The 19,761-nt window shown below is 67.7% G+C and carries 19 protein-coding genes; 8 read left to right on the forward strand and 11 right to left on the reverse strand.

The genetic code is table 11. The features are described 5' to 3' along the window. Window positions 1–528: 528 nt before the first annotated feature. From OO71_RS04675 to OO71_RS04710, 8 genes are read right to left on the reverse strand one after another with little or no spacing between them, the layout of a single operon-like run. Window positions 529–1,248, reverse strand: coding sequence for an SDR family NAD(P)-dependent oxidoreductase (locus OO71_RS04675; RefSeq protein ID WP_033288401.1), 720 nt, complete (start codon window positions 1,246–1,248; stop codon window positions 529–531). Then, a complete protein-coding gene (locus OO71_RS04680) occupies window positions 1,245–2,750 on the reverse strand; it encodes an acyl-CoA synthetase (protein ID WP_033288402.1) in 1,506 nt (501 codons plus the stop codon). Before OO71_RS04680 ends, OO71_RS04675 begins: the two co-directional genes overlap by 4 nt. After that, window positions 2,751–3,533 (reverse strand): SDR family NAD(P)-dependent oxidoreductase, encoded by a 783-nt coding sequence (locus OO71_RS04685; protein WP_033288403.1) that lies wholly within the window; start codon window positions 3,531–3,533, stop codon window positions 2,751–2,753. 23 nt (window positions 3,534–3,556) lie between these two features. Continuing rightward, a complete protein-coding gene (locus OO71_RS04690) occupies window positions 3,557–4,306 on the reverse strand; it encodes an SDR family NAD(P)-dependent oxidoreductase (RefSeq protein ID WP_033288404.1) in 750 nt (249 codons plus the stop codon). Beyond that, complete coding sequence (locus OO71_RS04695; protein ID WP_051791018.1) at window positions 4,303–4,698, reverse strand: carboxymuconolactone decarboxylase family protein; 396 nt, start codon at window positions 4,696–4,698, stop codon at window positions 4,303–4,305. The genes OO71_RS04690 and OO71_RS04695 overlap by 4 nt, the downstream gene beginning before the upstream one ends. 11 nt (window positions 4,699–4,709) lie before the next feature. Continuing rightward, on the reverse strand, window positions 4,710–6,638 hold the full coding sequence (locus tag OO71_RS04700; RefSeq protein WP_033288405.1) for a hydantoinase B/oxoprolinase family protein: 1,929 nt from the start codon (window positions 6,636–6,638) through the stop codon (window positions 4,710–4,712). Next, a complete protein-coding gene (locus tag OO71_RS04705) occupies window positions 6,635–8,674 on the reverse strand; it encodes a hydantoinase/oxoprolinase family protein (protein ID WP_033288406.1) in 2,040 nt (679 codons plus the stop codon). Before OO71_RS04705 ends, OO71_RS04700 begins: the two co-directional genes overlap by 4 nt. A gap of 24 nt (window positions 8,675–8,698) precedes the next feature. Beyond that, window positions 8,699–8,965, reverse strand: coding sequence for a hypothetical protein (locus OO71_RS04710; protein ID WP_051791019.1), 267 nt, complete (start codon window positions 8,963–8,965; stop codon window positions 8,699–8,701). Between the two features lie 136 nt (window positions 8,966–9,101). Here OO71_RS04710 and OO71_RS04715 point away from each other — a divergent pair, with 136 nt between their 5' ends. Both OO71_RS04715 and OO71_RS04720 read left to right on the forward strand, forming a co-directional pair. After that, window positions 9,102–9,878 carry an enoyl-CoA hydratase/isomerase family protein gene (locus OO71_RS04715; protein ID WP_033288407.1) on the forward strand — a complete coding sequence of 259 codons (777 nt, stop codon included), beginning with the start codon at window positions 9,102–9,104 and terminating at the stop codon, window positions 9,876–9,878. Between the two features lie 27 nt (window positions 9,879–9,905). Next, window positions 9,906–10,565, forward strand: a complete 660-nt coding sequence (locus OO71_RS04720) for a TetR/AcrR family transcriptional regulator (RefSeq protein ID WP_033288408.1) — start codon at window positions 9,906–9,908, stop codon at window positions 10,563–10,565. 13 nt (window positions 10,566–10,578) lie between these two features. Here OO71_RS04720 and OO71_RS04725 read toward each other — a convergent pair whose 3' ends face one another. Further along, window positions 10,579–12,540 (reverse strand): alpha-ketoacid dehydrogenase subunit alpha/beta, encoded by a 1,962-nt coding sequence (locus OO71_RS04725; RefSeq protein WP_033288409.1) that lies wholly within the window; start codon window positions 12,538–12,540, stop codon window positions 10,579–10,581. Window positions 12,541–12,657: 117 nt separating this feature from the next. Between OO71_RS04725 and OO71_RS04730 the strand changes: the two genes are divergently transcribed. Both OO71_RS04730 and OO71_RS04735 read left to right on the forward strand, forming a co-directional pair. Further along, entirely contained in the window at window positions 12,658–13,716 is a 1,059-nt protein-coding gene (locus tag OO71_RS04730; RefSeq protein WP_211260439.1) for an alcohol dehydrogenase catalytic domain-containing protein, read from the forward strand. Next, complete coding sequence (locus tag OO71_RS04735) at window positions 13,716–14,873, forward strand: acyl-CoA dehydrogenase family protein (RefSeq protein WP_033288411.1); 1,158 nt, start codon at window positions 13,716–13,718, stop codon at window positions 14,871–14,873. Before OO71_RS04730 ends, OO71_RS04735 begins: the two co-directional genes overlap by 1 nt. Here OO71_RS04735 and OO71_RS04740 read toward each other — a convergent pair. Next, the gene (locus OO71_RS04740; protein ID WP_033288412.1) at window positions 14,839–15,642 is read right to left on the reverse strand and encodes a TetR/AcrR family transcriptional regulator; all 804 of its coding nucleotides are present in this window, start codon (window positions 15,640–15,642) and stop codon (window positions 14,839–14,841) included. The genes OO71_RS04735 and OO71_RS04740 overlap by 35 nt on opposite strands. Before the next feature lie 120 nt (window positions 15,643–15,762). On the opposite strand from OO71_RS04740, the gene OO71_RS04745 reads away from it, so the two are divergent. From OO71_RS04745 to OO71_RS04760, 4 genes are all read left to right on the forward strand, one after another. Further along, window positions 15,763–16,176: a DnaJ family domain-containing protein gene (locus OO71_RS04745; RefSeq protein ID WP_033288683.1), complete on the forward strand. Its 414-nt coding sequence runs from the start codon at window positions 15,763–15,765 to the stop codon at window positions 16,174–16,176. Between the two features lie 70 nt (window positions 16,177–16,246). Further along, complete coding sequence (locus OO71_RS04750; protein ID WP_084144713.1) at window positions 16,247–17,377, forward strand: metallophosphoesterase; 1,131 nt, start codon at window positions 16,247–16,249, stop codon at window positions 17,375–17,377. Between the two features lie 295 nt (window positions 17,378–17,672). Beyond that, window positions 17,673–18,473: an alpha/beta fold hydrolase gene (locus OO71_RS04755; RefSeq protein ID WP_033288414.1), complete on the forward strand. Its 801-nt coding sequence runs from the start codon at window positions 17,673–17,675 to the stop codon at window positions 18,471–18,473. A gap of 32 nt (window positions 18,474–18,505) precedes the next feature. Next, window positions 18,506–19,186: an HAD family hydrolase gene (locus OO71_RS04760; RefSeq protein WP_156096177.1), complete on the forward strand. Its 681-nt coding sequence runs from the start codon at window positions 18,506–18,508 to the stop codon at window positions 19,184–19,186. 68 nt (window positions 19,187–19,254) lie between these two features. On the opposite strand, the gene OO71_RS04765 is transcribed toward OO71_RS04760, so the two are convergent. After that, complete coding sequence (locus tag OO71_RS04765; RefSeq protein ID WP_033288684.1) at window positions 19,255–19,707, reverse strand: NUDIX hydrolase; 453 nt, start codon at window positions 19,705–19,707, stop codon at window positions 19,255–19,257. Window positions 19,708–19,761: the final 54 nt, after the last annotated feature.

Genomic DNA, 19,761 nt, shown 5'->3' on the forward strand with positions numbered 1-19,761 from the left:
TGGACAGGACTTGTTCGGTGAGCTCGCGGTCGGACAGCTGCCAGGCCGGGAGAGTCGTTGACGGGGACACACCACCAAGGTATCGAACGCGTGTTCGACGTCGCATCACCTGAACCGGTCTACCTCGATCACTCACCCGAGAACACGAGCTCACCGTACGGAGCCGAAAGTGCGATATCGCCTAGGAATCCGGCTCCCCATCGCAGAAGGCGGGGCGTTACATCGGCCAAATCCGCCCAGCTACTGGGGTTCGGTGAGCCGCGCAGGGCAGGGCCGTGCACGGCAGGGCACGGCCGGGCACAAGCGCGGCAGCGCAGGGCAGGGCACGGCGCGGCGCGGCGCGGCAGGACACGGCACGGCAGCGCAAGGCAGGACACGGCACGGCAGAGCAGGGCGCACGTAGCGAGCTCAGGTAACGCATAGAAGCAGGCCCGGCGACGGAGAAATGCGGCGGCGATAGCAGGTCACCCGGTGCGCCGCCGAGATCATCGCCGCGCAATCGCTCGCACAGCCCAGCACAGCTGGACTCTAAGCCGTCCACCCGCCGTCAACAGTGAGAGTGCTTCCCGTCGTGTAAGCCGATGCGTCCGAGGCCAGATACACCGCGGCACCGCCCAATTCCGGCGGCGTTGCCACTCGGCGCTGGGGGATTCGCGCGACGATTCGCTCAGACCACTTGCTCTGCACCAAACCTTCGGAAAGTTCAGTGTGAAAGTAGCCCGGCGCAAGCACATTGACCCGCACCCCGCGGTCGGCCCATTCCACCGCCAATACCCGGCTCAGCGCCTCCACTCCGCCCTTGCTCGCGGCGTAAGCGGCGATCCGGTCGAAACCCGAGCGCGCGTGCACGGACGAAACTGTGATGATGGAACCGTTGCCCTGCTTCAGCATTTGCCGTCCGGCGGCGCGGGCGCAGTAGTAGGTACCGGAAAGGTTGACGGCCAATACTTGTGTCCAGGTGGCGTCGTCGGCGTGTTCGGTGCGGTGGAATGTCGGGCTGATGCCGGCTGCGGTCACGGTGACGTCGAGACGTCCGTACTTCGCGACGATCTGTGCGACTGCCGAGTCGGCGAACGCCGGGTCGGCCACTGAGCCGGGGAGGACCATGTCGCCATGCAAATCCGCTTGCGTTCGTGACGTCACGGCGACGGTGGCGCCCGCGTCCGCCAACGCAACTGCGATCGCGCGGCCTAGGCCTTTGCTTGCGCCGGTGACCCACGCGACCCGGCCGGTCAGGTCGAAACTCATCCGCGCAGGCTCCGCTTCAGTACCTTTCCGGACGGCGTCCGCGGCAATTCGGGGAGGAACACCAAATCAGCGGGGACTTTGAACTTTGCCAATCGTTCCCGGCAAAACGCAAGCAGCGCATCCCGATCAGCAGAGCACCCTGGGCGCAAAACCACAAACGCTTGCGGGACTTCACCCCATCGCGGATGTCCCATTCCCACCACCGCCGCTTCCACGACGTCCGGATGCTCGTACAACACCCGCTCCACCTCGGGCGTCGCAATGTTTTCCCCGCCGGACACAATCATGTCCTTCTTACGGTCCTCGACGTACAGATAGCCGTCCTCGTCAAGCCGTCCGACGTCACCGGTGTGGAACCATCCATCCCGAAAGGCCCGAGCCGTCGCTTCCTCGTCACGCCAATACCCGGCACTCACTTTCGGCCCGCGCAAAGCGATTTCCCCCAAGGCACCGGCGGGTACCGGCGCACCCGACTCGTCGACGATCCGGACGTCCAGATGCACCACCGGCCGCCCGACCGAGCCGATCTTCGACAGCATGTGCCCGGCATCGTTGAACGTGTCTCCGGAAACGGTTTCCGTCAAGCCATAAGCATCGGAGAACCACGCATTCGGAAACGCCCGGCGGATCTTCTCCACCAACGGTACCGGCATTTTCTCACCACCACCGATGATGAACCGGATCGACGACGTGTCCCGGTCTGCGATGTCCGGCAGTTGCAGCACCGCATTCATCATCGACGGCGCCAGCCACACATTCGTCGGCCGTTCGCGTTCGATCACGTCGACGACCTGGGCCGCGTCGAATTTTCGCAGTATCGTCAGCGCCCCGCCCGCATGCAGGGTCCCGATGCCTGGCAGGTCGAATCCGCCGACGTGGTACAGCGGGCCGCAGATCAACGTCGTATCCGCGGCAGTGAGCCCGAATTCGACGATGTGGCCCAGGTTTTTCCAAGCCACATTGCCGTGAGTGATCCGCACGCCTTTCGGCCGCGAAGTGGTGCCGGAGGTGTACATGAGCCGTTGCAGATCGTCCGGCGCCATTTCCGTGGGGACCACCGAGCTACCGTGGTGCGCGGTGAGCAGGTCGGCATATTCCGTCCAGCCAGGAGCAGTGCCACCGAGCAGCAGCCGGTGTTTCAATGCAGGCAAAGCGATTCCGTCGGTTTCCGGGCGGAACTCCGCTTCGGTCAGCAGCCCGACGGCACCGGAATGATCGAGAATGTACCGCCATTCCTCGGGTGAAAGCCGGTAGTTCAGCGGCAGGAAGGCCGCTCCCACGCGGTTGATCGCGAATACCGCTTCGAGGAATTCGAGGTGGTTGTACAGCAGCAGCGCGACCACGTCCCCGCGGCCGACCCCGAGTGACTCCAGCCCCGCGGCGAGCGCGTCGACCCGGGTGAGCAACGAGCGATTGGTCCTGGTCAGAGAGCCTTGCCGGAGCACGACCCGATCGGGATCCCGGCCCGCGTGGTGGTCGAGAATGGTGGCGAAATTCGACATTCACCGCTCCTGCGCGTGAAAACTGTGCAGCTCGCCCCCGGCTGCACCCCAATGGATGGTGCTGATCATTCCTCCGTCGGCCACCAGGTCGGTGCCGGTCACGTAATCCGCCCCCGGTCCGGCGAGGAATGCGACGACGCGGGCGATGTCGTCCGGTTCGCCGATCCGGCCGAGCGGCGTGTTGGCCACCGTGGCCGAACGGATGTTCTCATGAGACAGCGTATCCCTGTTCAATCCACTGTGGACCACTCCGGGGCTCACCGAGTTGATCCGGATCCCGTCCACGGCCAGTTCCGCGGCCAGCTGCCGGGTCAACGCCAATACTCCGCCTTTTGCCGCAGTGTAGGAAGAGAATCCGTACCCGGTGTGCCCGGCAATCGACGCGATCTGCACGATCGACCCGCCGCCGCCCGCCGCCATCCGCGGGATCACCTGCTTCAGCAAAACGAAATAACCCGTGAGATTCACGTCCACCACCCGCCGCCATTCGTCCACAGTGGAGTCCAGCAGCTTCTTGCGGATGATGATTCCGGCCGCGTTCACAAGTACCTTAGGTGACCCGAAAAGACTGTCCGCAACGGCAACTGCCGAGGCGACCGCGTTCTCATCCGTGACATCCACCGCGAACGCAGCTCCGCCGACCTCCTTCGCGGTACGCTCGGCCGCCGCAGCGTCAGCGTCGAGCGCAGCGATCGACAGGCCGGTCTCGGCGAGCCGCAGCGCGCACGCCCGGCCGATGCCGGACCCGGCGCCGGTCACCACCGCACATCCTGAATTGTCCACTGTGGAACTCCTTCCGCCGGGCCTCAGCCCATTGCGTAGCCCCCGTTGACGTCCACCACCGCACCCGTCACGTAACTCGCCGCGGGCGAGGCCAGAAACGCGGCCACCCGCGCGATCTCCTCCGGCCGCGCCAGCCGTCCGAGCGGATTGTAGTCGGCGGAATACCCTTTGCCACGCACCATTTCCGTATCCACCACACCGGGCGCGACCGCATTCGCCAGCACGCCATTGGCTGCCTCGGTTTTCGCCAGCCATTTCACGATCGCGTGCACCGCACCTTTGCTGGCCACATAATGCGGCCCGGCCAGCACCCCACCGACCTTGCCCGCCACCGACCCGATACACACCACGCGCGAATCGTGCCCACGCAGGAACGGCAGCGCGCCGTCGATACACCACAACGTGCCCTTGACGTTCACGCCCAGCACATCGTCCACTTCGGACTCCGGCAACGAGGCCAGCGAAGCCGTCGAACCGTAAATCGCCGCACACGTAACCAAAGCATCCAGCCGAGGACCCGCCGTCGCCATCGCAGCCGCAACCGCGGCACGATCGGTGACGTCGACCCAGAGGCCGGCGGCAGTACCACCGGCCTCCGTGATCTCCGCGACCGTCTCCGCCGGGTCCCGTGCGTCCAGCGCCGTGACGTGCGCGCCGGACAGGGCCAACTCCACCGCGATCCGGGCGCCGATCCCCCGCGCGGCGCCGGTCACCACCGCCCGGGCTCCCCGAAGCGACGCCGGACCGCGCGGGTCGAGGACCCCGGCCGTCACGCCGTCTTCTGCTCGTGCGCGGCCAGTTCCTCCATCAGTACGGGGACGCCGAGGGTGCAGGTGTGGATCCCGAGCACGCTCGTGAGCTCCAGCACCTCCATGATCTCCTCCTTCGTGGCGCCGTACCCGAGCGCATTGCGAATGTGCTGACGCAGCCCGGGTTCGTACAAATGCGTGGTGGACGCGTCGATCGCGGTGTAGATCAATTCCTTCACCTTCGGTTCCAGCACGCCGTTGCGCCACGGTACCGCGGAGAAGTTCAGGTACGCGTCGAAGAACTCCGGGTCGAGGCTCAGCAGCCCTTCCCAAAACGTGTTCCAGTACCCGCGTTCGGCGATGAACCGTTCCCGCAGCGTATTCAGCTGCTCGGCATCGGACCCGTTCTGCGACACAGTTTTCCTCCCTACTGCGCGGCCAGCTCGGCTCGGCGCTTCGTGGTGGCTTCGTAGTCGATCACCAGGTTTTCCGGATCGCCGTGCGGATCCCCGGTGATCACCACACCGTAATCGCGGTACGCACCGTCGATCGTCACGTATTCATCCCGCACATCCCGGCACACCCGTTCCGGCGAACGCTCCAGCGGCGAACCCCAGCCACCGCCACCATTCGTGAGGTAACGGAAGACCGCATTCGGCTTGGTGTGCCACACCGGCGTGCTGGCGAAGTAGAAATACTCGCCATCCGGGTCGACGGTTTTCGCCGCCGGGTCGAGCATTCCGGCCACCGGCGTCGCTCCGGCGTACACACTCGCGTCAGTGCTGATGAGATCCTTGTCGCGCGGCACATTCTTGTAGTCGGAATGGAACACCCACGTTGCGCCGAGCGCGCCGGAATGTCCGCCGTACACGCCGACCCCACTGGCGGTTTTGGTGTGCAACGGGCTCGACCAATGCTCCGCTTCAGTGAGATACAGCGTGTCCTTCAGGACTGCGGCACCACCGCGGTTCGTACCCGCACCCGCGCTGTCCGGCGCATATTCCTTGCGCAATACCACAGCCGGTAGCTCGGATTCGATCGCCTCCGTCGCCGGGTCCAGGTTGTTCGCCTGATACACCACGGAATAGCTATCTGCGTCACCGGCTTCCGTGGCACCCCAAGGACCGTGCTCACCGCCGCATTGCGCAGTGGTGACCCATGGGGTCCCGTCGGCCAATACTCCGTTGGCATTGTGGATGTTCAGCGACCCGTAATCCCCGCCGACAGCCTTGCGTCCCAACGCTTTCTCCAGTGCCCGGAATACCGCCAGCAACACCGGACCGGTACTTTCCCAATACAGGAACACCGCGCCATCCGGTGGAGTCGCGCTGATGAAGGTACCCGCCGGAAGGACGATATCGATCGGCCGATACGCCCCCGACGTGAACGGCGTCGCCGGGTCGATCAGGAACTTCAACGCCACCCCGACCGCGGTCTTGGTATCGAGAATCCCCGCATTGATACTGGTCCGAGCCTGCGGTGAAGTACCACTGAAGTCGAGCTCCATCCGGTCTTCGGCCTTCGTGATCTTCAACCGGATCCGATACTCGACCGAATCGTCGACCCCGTCGCAGTCAATGCCTTCCGCTGCCTCATAAACGCCGTCCGGCAGCTCGGCGAGCGCGCTGCGCATCGATTCCGCCGACACGTCCGTGGAATACCGGATCGCGCCCAGATACGCGTCCACGCCGTACCGCTGCACGCTTTCCATGATCAACTGCTCACCCAGCAGCAGGTTCTGGTAGATCGTCTTGATGTCCGGCAGCAGCAGGGCACAGAACCGCGCGTTGTCGAAGATCAGATTGAACGCCGACCGCACCGGCTTGTTGTCCCGGTACAGCAGCATCGGCGCAATCACCAAGCCGTTTTCGTACACATTCCGCTTGGTACCGCTGAATCCGGCGGGCACCACCCCACCCATGTCGAGCTGGTGTGCGCGCAACGTGACGAACGAGATCAGCTTGCCGTCGTGGAAAACCGGCCGGATGAAGCAGATGTCGTTGACGTGGTTTCCCGCGCGGTACGGGTCATTGCAGATCACCACATCACCGGGCCGCAGATTCTCCGGGCCGTATTCCTCGACGGTATTGCGCACCGCCTCGGACATGGTCCCGAGGAACATTGCGAGACTGTTGCTCACCGACGACATCGGGTAATTCTGTTCCGGCGGACCGGAAATCGTCGCGGCGAAGTCGTACCAGTCCCGCAGGATCAGCGAAAACGCATTGTTCAGCAGCCCGGTACACATGTGCTGCACGATGTACCGCATCCGGCTCGACAGCACCGACGCGGTGAACCGGTCCGCGCCGTACCGTTCCTCGAACTGGGCGTCGTCGAGGTCCTTCAGTGAAGTCATCGGTTTCCCGCCTTCCGGATCCGCAGCTCGCCATAGGTCCCGACGGTCGCCACCTGACCCGGGACAAGGAACGTGGTGGACAGCGGTTCCCGGATCACCGCCGGACCCGGAACCTGGTCACCCGCGCGCAGGTCGGCACGCTGGTACTCCCCGGCCTCGAGCACGTCATCGGTGAGGTACCGGATCTGCAGCGTGCGCGTCGGTTCGAGCGACGAGCCCGCGGTCCGCGCAGGCAATTGCGGATATTCGACCTTGTCCGCCTGAGCCACCGCCTGCACGCGATACGTGACCCCCTGCACCGGCAACGCTTCGAACTTGTTCCCGGACCGTTCCGCGTACGCCTCATGGAAGTTGGCGACCATCTGCGCCACCGCGTCCGCGTCGATCTCGCCGTCGGGCACCCCGATGAACGGCGTTTCCCAGGTCTGCCCGGCAAGCCGCCCGTCGAAGCTGCGGACGAACGTGACGTTGTCGCGGTCCTTCTCCTGCAGCCTTTCGCGCAGCCGTTCCTCCATCGAGTGATACACCTTGTCGATCTGCTCGGCCGCCTCGGCGGTGAGCAGCGTGTACGCACTGCGGCTGTCGGCATACACCAGATCCGAGCTGACCAGGCCGAGCGCGGAGAACAGGCCCGGATGCGGCGGCACGATCACCTCGGCCGCGTGCACCAGGTCCAGCACCGCAGGCAGCAGCATCGGCCCGGCTGCACCGTATGCGACCAGGCTGTAGTCCCGCGGGTCGACGCCGTGCTGGATGGCGATGTTGACCACGCCTTCGGCAATGTTGTTGATGCCGATGTTGAACGCGTAGCTCACCCGCTGGTCGAACGACAGCTTGGAATCGAGCGCGTCGAACGCCTGCCGCGACAGGTCCGGGTCGAGCTTCATCCGGCCGCCGGCGAACCCGTCCGGGTCGATGACGCCCATCAGCAGGCACGTGTCGGTGGTGGTCGGCTGGGTGCCGCCGAGGCCGTAGCAGGCCGGGCCGGGGTCGGCGCCCGCGCTGCCCGGACCCACCTTCAGCTCGCCCGCCGGGCTGATCGTGATGAGGCTGCCGCCGCCCGCGCCGATGCTGGAGACCTCATTGGACAGTGCGTTCACGATGAGGTCGTGCTCCAGCTCGAACGTGGTGTTCACGAACGGCTTGCCGTCGGTGACCATGCTGATGTCGCACGACGTGCCGCCGACGTCCGCGCACAGCAGGTTCCCGGCACCGATCAGGCCCCCGAAATGCGCGCTGGACACGGTTCCGGCCGCCGGACCGGCGAACACGATGCGGAACGGGTGTTCCATCGCGACGTCCGAACGCACCAGCTGGGCCGCGCAGTCGGCGAAATTCAGGTCACCCGCGAAGCCCAGCTCGCGCAGGCCGTCGTCGAGACGGCGGGTGTACGCGTCGTAGGTGAGCCGCATGAACACGTCGATGACCGTGGTGGACGCGCGGGCGAATTCCTTGGCCAGCGGCGAAACCTCGCTCGAGATCGACACCGGCACGTCGCCGAGCTCCTCGTGCGCGAGCTGCCGCAGCCGCTCCTCGTGATGGTCGTTGACATACGCGTTGAGCAGGCAGATCGCCACGCCCTCGACCCCGCAGCCGCGCAGGATCCGCAGCTCCTCGCGCGCGTGGTCCTCGTCGAGCTGGATCAGCACGCCGCCGTCGGCGGTGAGCCGTTCGCGGATGCCGCGCCGCAGGTACCGCGGGACGAGTGGCCGGTTGGCGTCGCCGTACGAGCGCCGCCACGCCGGGTTCGTGAGGCCCTCGACCGGCCGCCAGGTGCGTCCGACGTCGAGGATGTCGCGGTGCCCGAGCGTGGTGAGGAACGCGATCTTGGGCAGCCGCCGGGTGATGATGGCGTTGAGCCCGTGCGTGCTGGCGTGGTTGAACACCGCGGAGCCGGCCACGCCGACCTCCTCGGCGCCGCGCAGCACCGCGCGTTCGGTGGTGCGCACGTCCGTGGCGACCTTGACGGTTTTGATCTGCCCGTCTTCGATCGCCACGACGTCCGTGAACGTGCCGCCGACGTCCACTCCGATCATGGGACTACCGCCTTTCTTCGAGAGTCAGCCGACGTCGAGGCCGTCGGAGGTGAGCACGATCGGGCCGAGCAACGGCCCCGGCTCGCGGTGGACCGATTTCAGCGTGCCGAGGTGCTTCACGACGGTGTACCAGCCACCTTCGGAAAGCACCGGGTAGCGGCGGAAGTCCGCCGCGGTGGAACCGGGGAAGTCCCGCGCGAGATCGACGCCGAGGGCGGCCAGCTCGTCCGCGGTGACCTCGTCCCGATCGACCGAAAGCCCTTGCGGGACAGGTGATCCGACTGCATCCATGGCCATCACTCCGGTGTGTTGTGCCGAGGCCGAGTTTCGTGTACCAATCGGTCTAAGAAACCGTGATGGGAAGCACTGTAGGACTCCGGCAGCGGCCTGACAAGCCCGGACCGGGTGAGGTGAGGGAGCCACCGCGATGACAGAACGAGTCCACGTCGAGACCTCCGGCCACGTCGCCACGGTGACGCTGACCCATCCCCCGCTGAATGCCTTCGACACGGAAATGCGCCGTGCGCTGGCCGAAACCGCCGCCCGGCTGGCGGATTCCGCCGACGTGCACGCGGTGGTGCTGTACGGCGGACCCCGCTGTTTCGCCGCCGGTGCGGACATCAAGCAGCTGGCCGGTTTCGGCTTCGAGGAGGTCGCGAACTGGAACCGCGCACTGCAGCAGACATTCACCCGGTTCGCCGAATTGCCGATGCCGGTGGTCGCCGCGATCACCGGGTACGCGCTGGGCGGCGGGATGGAGCTGGCGCTCACCGCCGACCATCGGATCGCGGCGCCGGACGCGGTGCTCGGCCAGCCCGAGGTGCTGCTCGGCATCATCCCCGGTTCGGGTGGTACCCAGCGGATGGCGCGGCTGATCGGGCCGTCCCGCACCAAGGAGCTGCTGATGACCGGCCGCCGGGTACCTGCCGACGAGGCGCTTACGCTCGGTCTCGTCGACCGGCTCGCCGACGACCCGTACGCCGCCGCGCTGGAGTACGCGCGCGACCTGGCGGCTGGGCCGCGGTTCGCGCTCCAGGCCGTGAAAGAGGCCGTCGACCACGGGATCGACGCCCCGATCGCAGCCGGGCTGGCGCTGGAACGGTCGCTGATCGCCGGGCTGTTCGCCACCGCCGACCGCGCCGAGGGGATGGCGTCGTTCCTGCGTGACGGACCGGGCAGGGCGCGCTTCGGACGTCCGGCTTAGAGTGAGGCGACTGCCGGGAGGGGAAGAATGCCGAGACCACCGGGACACGGACCCGGCTACGAGGTCAAACGCCAGGAGATCATCGACCAGGCCGCGGCTTTGTTCGCCAAACAGGGCTACGCCGCCACCGGGATCGCCGAGATCGGCCAGGTCGCGGGGCTCGCGAAGGGTGCGCTGTACTACTACATCGGGTCGAAGGAAAACCTGCTGGTCGAGATCCAGGACCGGGTGTTGCGGCCGCTCCTGCAGTCCGCCCGCCGGATCGCCGCGCTGGACGAGGAACCGGTACTGCGGCTGCGGCTGCTGTCGGAAACCCTGCTCGACAACATCCTCGAACGGCTCGACCACATCTGGGTGTACGAGCACGACTACCGCCACCTGCGCGGCGCCAACCGGGCCCGGCTGCTGCGCCAGCGGCGGGAGTTCGAGCGGATCGTGCTGGACCTGCTGGTGGCGGCGATGGAGTCGGGCGCGTTCCGCACGCTGGACCCGCGGCTGGCGATGCTGCAGTTCCTGAACCTGCACAACCACACGTACCAGTGGGCGCGCGCAGACGGCCCGTGGGACGCGGCGTTCCTGTCCCGCGAGTACTGCGCGACGCTGATCTCGGGCTTCTGCAGCCCGGGGTACGACGTGGCGGATCTGGAGGAACGGGTGGCGAAATTCCGGGCAGCTACTCCGGCGTGACCAGGCGGTCTATTCAGCCCATCGCCTCCCGGACCGCCGCCGCAATGCGCTCCTGAGACGGCAACCACACCCGTTCCAGCGACGGCGCATACGGTGCCGGAGTACTTTCCGCACCCACGCGCAGCACCGGCGCATCCAGGGTCCAGAAACCCTCCCGCGCCGCCACCGCTGCCAGTTCCGCGCCCACGCCGAATGCGCCGACTGCCTGGTGGGCCACCACCAGACGGCCCGTTTTCGCCAGTGAGCGCAGCACCGTCTCGGTGTCCAGCGGGGCGATCGTGCGCAGGTCGATCACCTCCACGCTGATCCCCTCCGCCGCCAGCTGCTCAGCGACGTCGGCGCAGTCGTGTACCAGCTTCGAGTACGACACCAGCGTGACGTCCGTCCCGGCGCGGCGGATCGCTGCCTTTCCCAGCGGTACCAGGTGTTCCGGTGGCGGTTGCGGGCCCTTCCGCCCGTACAGCAACCGATTTTCGATGAACACCACCGGATTCGGGTCGCGGATGGCGGCGCGCAGCAGGCCGTAGGTGTCCGCGGGCGTCGACGGCATCACCACCGTGAGGCCCGGGATGTGCGCCAGCAGCGCCTCCAGGCTCTGCGAATGCTGGCTGCCCGACGACTTCCCCGCGCCGAACTGCGTGCGTACCACCAGCGGCAGGCTCACCCCGCCACCCGTCATGAACCGCAGCTTCGCCGCCTGATTCATGAGCTGATCAAGGCAGACACCCACGAAATCGAAGTACATCAGCTCCACGACCGGCCGCATCCCGGCCATCGCCGCGCCCACCCCGGCGCCCATGATCGCGCTCTCCGAGATCGGCGTGTCGCGTACGCGGCCGGGGAACTTCGCGGCGAGCCCGCGCGTGAGGCCGAAGACGTTGCCGCCCTCGCCGACGTCGATACCCGCCAGGAACACCGCATCGTCGCTGGTCAGCTCGTGGTCCAGGGCATTGCGGACGGCGTCCATGGTCCGGAACACCTCGCCGGTCGCTTCCGGTGGTTCCGGCGCCGGCTCGCGCGGGACGCCCACGAAATGGTGCAGCGTGTCCGGCGACGGTTCCGGCGCTGCCCGCGCCTGGTCGACCGCCTCGGCGATCTCGGCGGCCACCGAAGCGTCGATCTCCTCGACGTCGATGCCCTGGTCACGCAGCCGTTGCGCCGTGGCGACCAGCGGGTCGCGCGCTTTCCACTCGGCGAGCTCCGCCGGATCGCGGTACCGCTCCGGGTCGCCCTCGTAATGCCCGTGCCAGCGGTAGGTTTCCGCCTCCACCAGCACCGGGCCGCCGCCCGCGCGCAGATCCCGCACGAGGTCGCCGACCACACCCGCGACCGCTTCGACGTCGTTGCCGTCGACCTTGTGGTAGTCCATCGCGTAACCCGGCGCGCGGTCGGCCAGCGACGCGCGCGTCTGGGTGGCGATCGGCGAGAACTCGGCGTATTTGTTGTTCTCACAGAAGAAGATCACCGGCAGCCGCCACACTGACGCGAGGTTCGCCGCCTCGTGGAACATGCCCTGGGCCACCGCGCCGTCGCCGAAGAACGCGAGCACCACGCCGCCGTCGCCGCGCAGCTGCGCCGCCGTACCCGCGCCCACCGCAATCGGCAGCCCGGCCGCCACGATCCCGTTCGCTCCGAACACGCCGCGCCGCGGGTCGGCGATGTGCATGGACCCGCCGCGACCACGGCAGGTACCCGTCTCGCGGCCCATCAGCTCGGCGAACATCCCGGTGACGTCGAGGCCTTTGGCAATGCAATGCCCGTGCCCGCGATGGGTGGACGTGACCACGTCGTGGTCACCGAGCGGGTGGCACGCACCCACCGCCGTGGCCTCCTGCCCGATCGAAAGATGAAGGAAGCCGGGGATCTCGTTGTTGCGGTACAGCCGCGCCGCGCGGTCCTCGAACTGCCGGATCAGCCGCATCCGCCGGTACATCGCCGCGAGCGCCGCCATGTCGCTCACCCGGGTGGAAGTCATCACGCTCCTGCCGTTGCCGTTCACGGGTTTTCCGCCCGGCCCCTTGACATCGCGCCGGGAACCACGATTCTTGTACCGACTGTTCGAAAAAACAACTCCCGTTCGGAGGTGGTCGGCGTGCACGCGCTCCGCTGGCACGCGCAAGGGCAGCTGAGCCTCGACGAGATCCCGGAGCCGGCCGCCCCGGGACCAGGTCAGGCGGTGGTTGCGGTGTCCTGCTGCGGGATCTGCGGCACCGACCTGCACGAGTACACGCACGGCCCGAACCTCATCCGCACCGCGCCCCATCCGTTGACCGGCGTGACCCCACCCGTCACGCTCGGCCATGAGTTCAGCGGCACGGTCACCGCGCTCGGGTCGCCGGTGCCGGGCGTCGCCGTGGGTACCCGGGTCGCGGTGGACCCGTGCCTGCGCTGCGGCGAGTGCCGCTGGTGCACCCGCGGCGAGTACCACATCTGCGCGAAGGGCGGTTCGCTCGGCCTGGCCGCGGACGGCGCGTTCGCCTCGCACGTCACGGTGCCGGCCGAGGGTCTGGTGCCGATCCCGGACGGCGTGTCCGACGAGATGGCCGCGCTCGCCGAGCCGCTCGCGGTGGGCCTGCACGCGATCCGCCGCGCCGACGTCCATCCGGGTGACCACGTCCTGCTGCTGGGTGCCGGTCCGATCGGCGTGGCCGCGTTGCTGTCGGCGAAACTCGCCGGTGCGGCCGGGATCTACGTGAGCGAGCCGGTACCCGGCCGCGCGCGGACGGCCGCGGAAATCGGCGCGACCGAGGTGTACGACCCGGCGGTCACCGACGTGCGGCGCGAGGTTTTCCTGCGCACCGGGCGCGTCGGACCGGACGTGGTGGTGGAGGCGACCGGGCGCCCTGAGCTGGTGGAACTGGCGGTCCGCACGGTGCGGCGCGGCGGCCGGGTAGTGCTGTGCGGGATCAGCGGCGCGAGCGCGAGCCTGCCGATCACGCAGATCGTCCCGTTCGAGCGGACGGTGGCCGGTTCGCTCGGCTACAACTTCGACATCCCGCGGGTGCTCGACCTCATCGCCACCGCACGGCTCGACCCGTCGCCGCTGCTGACCGGCATCCGTCCACTGTCGGCCGGACCCGACGCCTTCGCCGAACTGGCCGCCGACCGCGGCCGGCACCTCAAGATCCTCCTGACCCCGAAGGAGCGCTGATGGATTTCGACCTGCCCGAGGAAACCCTTGCGCTGAAACAGCTCTGCCGGGATTTCGCGGCGAAGGAGATTGCGCCGTACGCGGCCGAATGGTCCGAACGCTGTCATTTCCCCGCCGACGTATTCCGCCATCTCGGCAAGCTCGGGTTGATGGGCATGCTGGTCCCGGAGGATTACGGTGGCGCCGACGCCGGGTTCGTGTCCTATGTGGCCGCAATGGAGGAATTGGGGGCAGCGGACCAGTCCGTGGCGTCGGCGTGGAATGCGCACTCGACCATTGCCACGCTACCGCTGGCCACTTTCGGTACCCATGAACAAAAAGACCGCTGGCTCCGTCCACTTGCGACCGGCGAAGCCATCGGCGCGTTCGGCCTCACGGAACCGACAGCGGGCTCGGACGCTGCCGGAATCCGCACGCGAGCCCGGCGCGCGGACGGCGGCTGGCTGCTCGACGGTACCAAGATGTTCATCAGCAATGCAGGTACCGAAATGAGCCTCGGCGTCACCGTACTCGCGGTGACCGGCGAGAATTCCGGCGGCAGCAAACGATTCGGTACGTTCTTCGTCCCGGAAGGCACTCCCGGTTACGCCAAAGGCCAGCCACTGCGGAAACTCGGCTGGCACTCATTGGACACGCGCGAATTGGTCTTCACCGGCTGCTGGCTGTCCGACGACCATCTCATCGGCGAGGAAGGAAACGGGCTGCGGCAATTCCTGGAAGTGCTGGACGGCGGGCGGATCAGCGTTGCCGCATTGTCGTTGTCGCTGGCCCAGAAGGCATTGGACCTCGCGGTGCAGCACTCCGGGGAACGTGAGCAATTCGGCCGTCCGCTGCATCGTTTTCAAGCGGTGGGACACAAACTGGCGGACATGGCGACCGAAATCGCGGCCGCGCGCTGGCTCGTGTATCACGCGGCCTGGCTGGGCGATCAAGGGCGGCCGTTCAGTACGGCGGCAGCGATGGCGAAACTGTATGCGTCGGAGGTGGCCAATCGGGCGGCGAGCGAAAGCTTGCAGATCCACGGCGGGTACGGATTCGTGCGCGAATCGACGATCTCGCGGTTCTACGCCGACGCCAAGATCCTCGAAATCGGCGAAGGAACCAGCGAGGTGCAACGCAATGTCATTGCCCGGGCGCTTTCCCGCGGAGCCGGCTGACGCGGTCGGCAATGCCGTCGAGAAGACGGTCGAGGCCGAATTCCGACGCGTCCGACGCCTGTTCCGCGGTAGGCCGGTCGAAACCGCCGTCCAGCCAGGTCCGGTTCATCGCGGGATGGGATTCGACGTCGAAATACGTGTCCCAGAACGACGACCGCTGACCCCACCAACTGTCGTTGGACTGTCCGGTAGTGCGTTCGAGGTAAACGCTTTCCGCCTCGACCGCGGCATTCGCGGCCACATATCCGGCAACGCAGTTGGCCGCGGCGGCGACCTCGCGGGCGGGTAGGCCGAGACTGTCCATAATGGACAGCAGATACTCCTGCCCGGCGAGCTGACCGGGCCCGAGCGCGGGCCGGGCCCGCGACGTCTCGCGCAGCCACGGATGACGGCGGTAGATGTCACGGGTGCGATCGGCGTACACCTTGACCTGCGCACGCCAATCACCCGGGCGCGCGTCGTGGGGGCCGGGCAGCTGCCGTTCGCGCAGGACGTCGTCGACCATGAGGTCGAGCAGCTCGGTCTTGCCAGGCACGTAGGTGTACAGCGTCATCGTGCCCGCGCCGAGTTCCTTGGCGACGCGGTGCATGGACGCGGCGGCGAGCCCGTCGGCGTCGGCGACCGCGATGGCCGCGGCGACGATCCGCTCGACGGTGAGCGTGGGCCGCCTGCCGCGCGCCGGCGTCGGGGCGCTGCGCTCGCGCCACAGCAACGCGAGCGTGCGGGCGACGTCCGGCTCGCGACCGTCGTCTTCGCGCTCGACGGTCATCGCGTCCCCGTTCCTCCGGCCGTTTCCGTCTCGACGGATCGTACCTGCCGGTTCGGGACCTTCGGCCCCTCCGCGCGCGGGCAATGCCGGTTACGCTGGGCAGGGAGGGAGGTGGCCGCAGTGACGCACCGCAAACCACCCGGCGTGTCGTTCGGCTCGTGGGTCGATCAGCAGGTCGCCGCCGCCGAAGCACGCGGCGAGTTCGAAGACCTGCCGGGCGCGGGAAAGCCCCTGCCACCGTCGTCGGGCCGCGACGCCGCCACCGACTGGGCACTCCGCCGAGCCCGTGAGGGCGACCTGGACACCTCCGCGTTCCTTCCGCCGTCGCTCGCCTTGCCGCGGGAAATCCAGGACCTGCCTGCGAAACTGGCGAAGGTGCACTCGGAACAGCGGGTACGGGAGATCGTCGAAGACCTGAACGCGCGCATCACTCGTGCGCACGCGCTTCCCCAGGAGGGACCGCCGTTGCGGGCGCGGACTTTGGACGTGGAGGAAACGGTGACGAGCTGGCACGCGGGACGCGGCGCTTCCTGAAGCACCGGCGATCCTCCGCCCGGAAACCGGCTACTCTGGGTAGTACCTGGTCGAAGGGAAGGCAACCGTGATGCGTGGAGTTCGCCGGGCTGCCTTTCTGGTCGCCGCGTTGCTGCTGTTGTTCGGGGAACCGTGGTCGGTGCTGGTGCTGCTGCCCGAGTGGCCGACCGGTGTCACGGTCGCGGGCACGGTGGTCTTCGCGGTGGCCGCGCTCGGATTCCCGGTGCTGATGGTCCTCGGGCACGGGCCGCGGCAGAGTGACGCCGCCGCGCGGATCGGGGACGTCACGCTGGGTGCCGTCTGGGTGCTGTTCTCCTGGAGCGTGCTGACGCACCTGCTGCGGGTGATCCTGCTGGTGTCCGGAGTGGACGATCCCGCCCGGCCGCGGATCGTCGCCGCGGCCACCGTGGGCGTGGCGGCAGTGCTGCTGGTCAGCGGGAACCGGATCGCGATGCGGGTCCCGCCGGTGAAGGCCGTCGACGTGGTCATCCCGCGGCTGGGTGCCGGGCTGGACGGGCTGCGGGTCGCGGTGGTCACCGACACGCACTACGGCCCGCTCGACCGCACCCGCTGGTCCGAACGCCTGGTCGCCGAGCTGAACCGGCTGCAGCCGGACGTGGTGTGCCACGCCGGTGACCTCGCCGACGGGCCGGTGGCCAAGCGGCGCAAGCAGGTCGACCCGCTGGGCAGTGTCGAGGCGCCGCTCGGCCGGTTCTACATCACCGGCAACCACGAGTACTTCGGCGAGGCGCAGGCGTGGCTCGACCACATGGCCGGCCTCGGCTGGGACCCCCTGCACAACCGCTCGGCCCTCCTCGAACGCGACGGCGCCCGCCTCCTCTTCGCGGGCATCGACGACCCGACCGGCGCCGCGTCCGGCCTCCCCGGCCACGGCCCCGACCTGCCCGCCGCCCTGAACGGCGCCGACCCCGAGGTACCGGTCGTCCTCCTTGCCCACCAACCGAAACAGGTCACCGAAGCCCGCGCGGCGGGGGTCGCGCTGCAGATTTCGGGGCATACGCACGGCGGGCAGATCTGGCCGTTCCACCTGCTGGTGCGCCTCGACCAGCCCACCCTGTCCGGCCTCACCCGGCACGGCGAAACCCAGCTGTACAACAGCCGGGGCGCCGGTTTCTGGGGGCCGCCGTTCCGGGTGTTCGCGCCGAATGAGATCGGGTTGCTGACCCTCCGGAGTTCCTGACCTGGGGCGTTGGCCGGGGTACCGAGCCTCGCGGGGTCCGGTCAGTCGTCCCGGCGGCGCTGCCCGACCGCCTGCACCATGCGGTTGAGGTCAGCCGAGCCCGTCGCTCGGCGAGACCTGCCTCGTCCTCCTCGCAACGACCGCGTACCCGTCCTGCCAGCGTGTGCCACCCGGGCCCCCGGCCCAGCCACATCGATCGGCCCGGCGAGGCGCACACCGAAAAATTTTTTTGTCTTGACAACTCAAACCATCGGATGCCACAGTCTTCTCACCATCACCGAGAAGGAGGCATCTCATGGCCACCATCACGTCCGCCGACGGCACTTCCATCGCGTACTCGCGCGTCGGGGCCGGTCCGGCGCTGGTCCTCGTGGACGGCGCCCTCTGTTACCGCGGTTCGACTCCCAACGACGATCTCGCCAAGGCACTCTCCGAGCGCTTCACCGTCTACACCTTCGACCGCCGCGGGCGGGGCGAGAGTGGGGACACTGGGCCGTACGACGTGGAGCGGGAGGTCGAGGACATTGCCGCGCTGGTGAAGGAAGCCGGTGGCGAGGTCGGGCTCTACGGGATTTCGTCCGGGGCCGCGTTGGTGCTCGAAGCCGTGCACCGCGGGGTGCCGGCCAAGCGGGTTGCGGTGTACGAGCCGCCGTTCGTTGTCGACAGCACGCGCAAGCGGGTGCCTGCTGATTACGAAACTCGGCTTGAGGCTGCGGTCGCTGGCGGGAAACGCGGGGATGCGATCAAGCTGTTCATGACCGAGGGGGTCGGTCTGCCGGGGCTGATGGTTGCGATGATGCGGCTGATGCCTGCGTGGCCGCGGATGAAACGTGTCGCGCATACCCTCGCGTACGACGCCCGTGTGATGGATGGCAACCAGGCTGGCCAGTCGCTGCCGGACAATCGGTGGTCCGGGATCAGCGCGCCGACGTTGATCATCGACGGCGGCAAGAGCCCGGAGTGGATGCGGAACGGCGTTGCGGCGGCGGCCGGTCAACTGCCGGGGGCCGAGTACCGCACGCTGGCCGGTCAGACGCATCTCGTGAAGACTGCCGCGCTCGCGCCGGTGCTGGCGGAGTTCTTCGGGGCGAGCTGACCGGTCTGCTGCCGATGAGGCAGGCTGCGGGGGTGGTTGTGCGAGCGCTGATCTTCGACTTCGACGGCACCCTTGCCGATACCGAGGCCGCGGTGCTGCGGTCGTGGCAGGAAACGTTCGCGGGGTATGGGGTGGAGTTGCCGCTGGACGTCTGGCACACGGTGATCGGCACCTCGAATACCGGGGCGACGATGCTGGCCTTGCTTGCCGAGCACGTCGGTGATCTGGACCCGGAGGTGGTCCGGCCGGTGATGCGGGCCCGGGTGCACGAGCTGCTTGCCGCGGAGGGGCCTCGGGCGGGGGTGCTCGGGTATCTCGACGAGGCTGACGAGCTGGGGCTGGCGTTGGGGGTCGCGTCCAGTTCGTCTGGCGAGTGGGTGCTCGGGCAACTCGAACGGCTGGGGATCGGGGGGCGGTTTTCGGCGGTGGAGACGGGGGATCGGCATGCCGCCAAGCCTCGGCCGGATACGTATTTGGCGGCATTGGGGAGGCTTAGAGTGGGGGCCGGAGAGGCTATTGCGTTCGAGGATTCTCCGCATGGGGTGAGTGCCGCCAAGGCGGCCGGGATTGTGACGGTGGCGGTGCCCAATCCGATTACGGTGGGGTTGGATTTCGGGAAGGCCGACTGCGTGTTGCCTTCATTCGGTGCGATTTCACTGGCGGCACTATTGGGGCGGATCGGGTTGGCGGGCGCCCCAAAGCAGGAATTGTGACCACGGCTTGGCGCCAGGCAAGTCCGTGAAGGGAACCATGAGGGAATCAGATTCCGTGATGGTTCCCTTCACGGAATGAACCGGTCCAGGAAGGCGCGTTGACCTTTTACCAGCTTCGCGCGGGCCGTCTCCACGTCGAACCACTCCACCCGGTCCACTTCCGGGAACTGCTGCATCCGGCCTGAGCGTGGGGGCCATTCCAGGTCGAAGGTGCCGGGTACGACTGTTGCCGGGTCCAGGTCCGCCTCCACTGCCCAGGCGGTGACCACCTTGCCGGACTGGCGGACGTCACCCAGCGGGTGAAGCGGGCCCTCCGGTGCGGGGAGGCCCAGTTCCTCGGTGAACTCGCGGCGGGCTGCTGTCTCCGGGTCCTCGCCGTCTTCCAGCTCGCCCTTCGGCAGGGACCAGGCGGCTTCGTCCTTCTTCGCCCAGAAGGGGCCGCCCATGTGGGCCAGCAGCACCTCGACCCGGTCTCCGGACCGGCGGTAGAGCAGCAAGCCTGCGCTGTGCCTGACAACCATGGCTCCAGTTTGCCGGGTGCGTCTGACCAGGGTGAACGCGGGCGCGAAAAAAAC

Source organism: Amycolatopsis jejuensis, assembly GCF_000717335.1.
Taxonomy (GTDB): domain Bacteria; phylum Actinomycetota; class Actinomycetes; order Mycobacteriales; family Pseudonocardiaceae; genus Amycolatopsis; species Amycolatopsis jejuensis.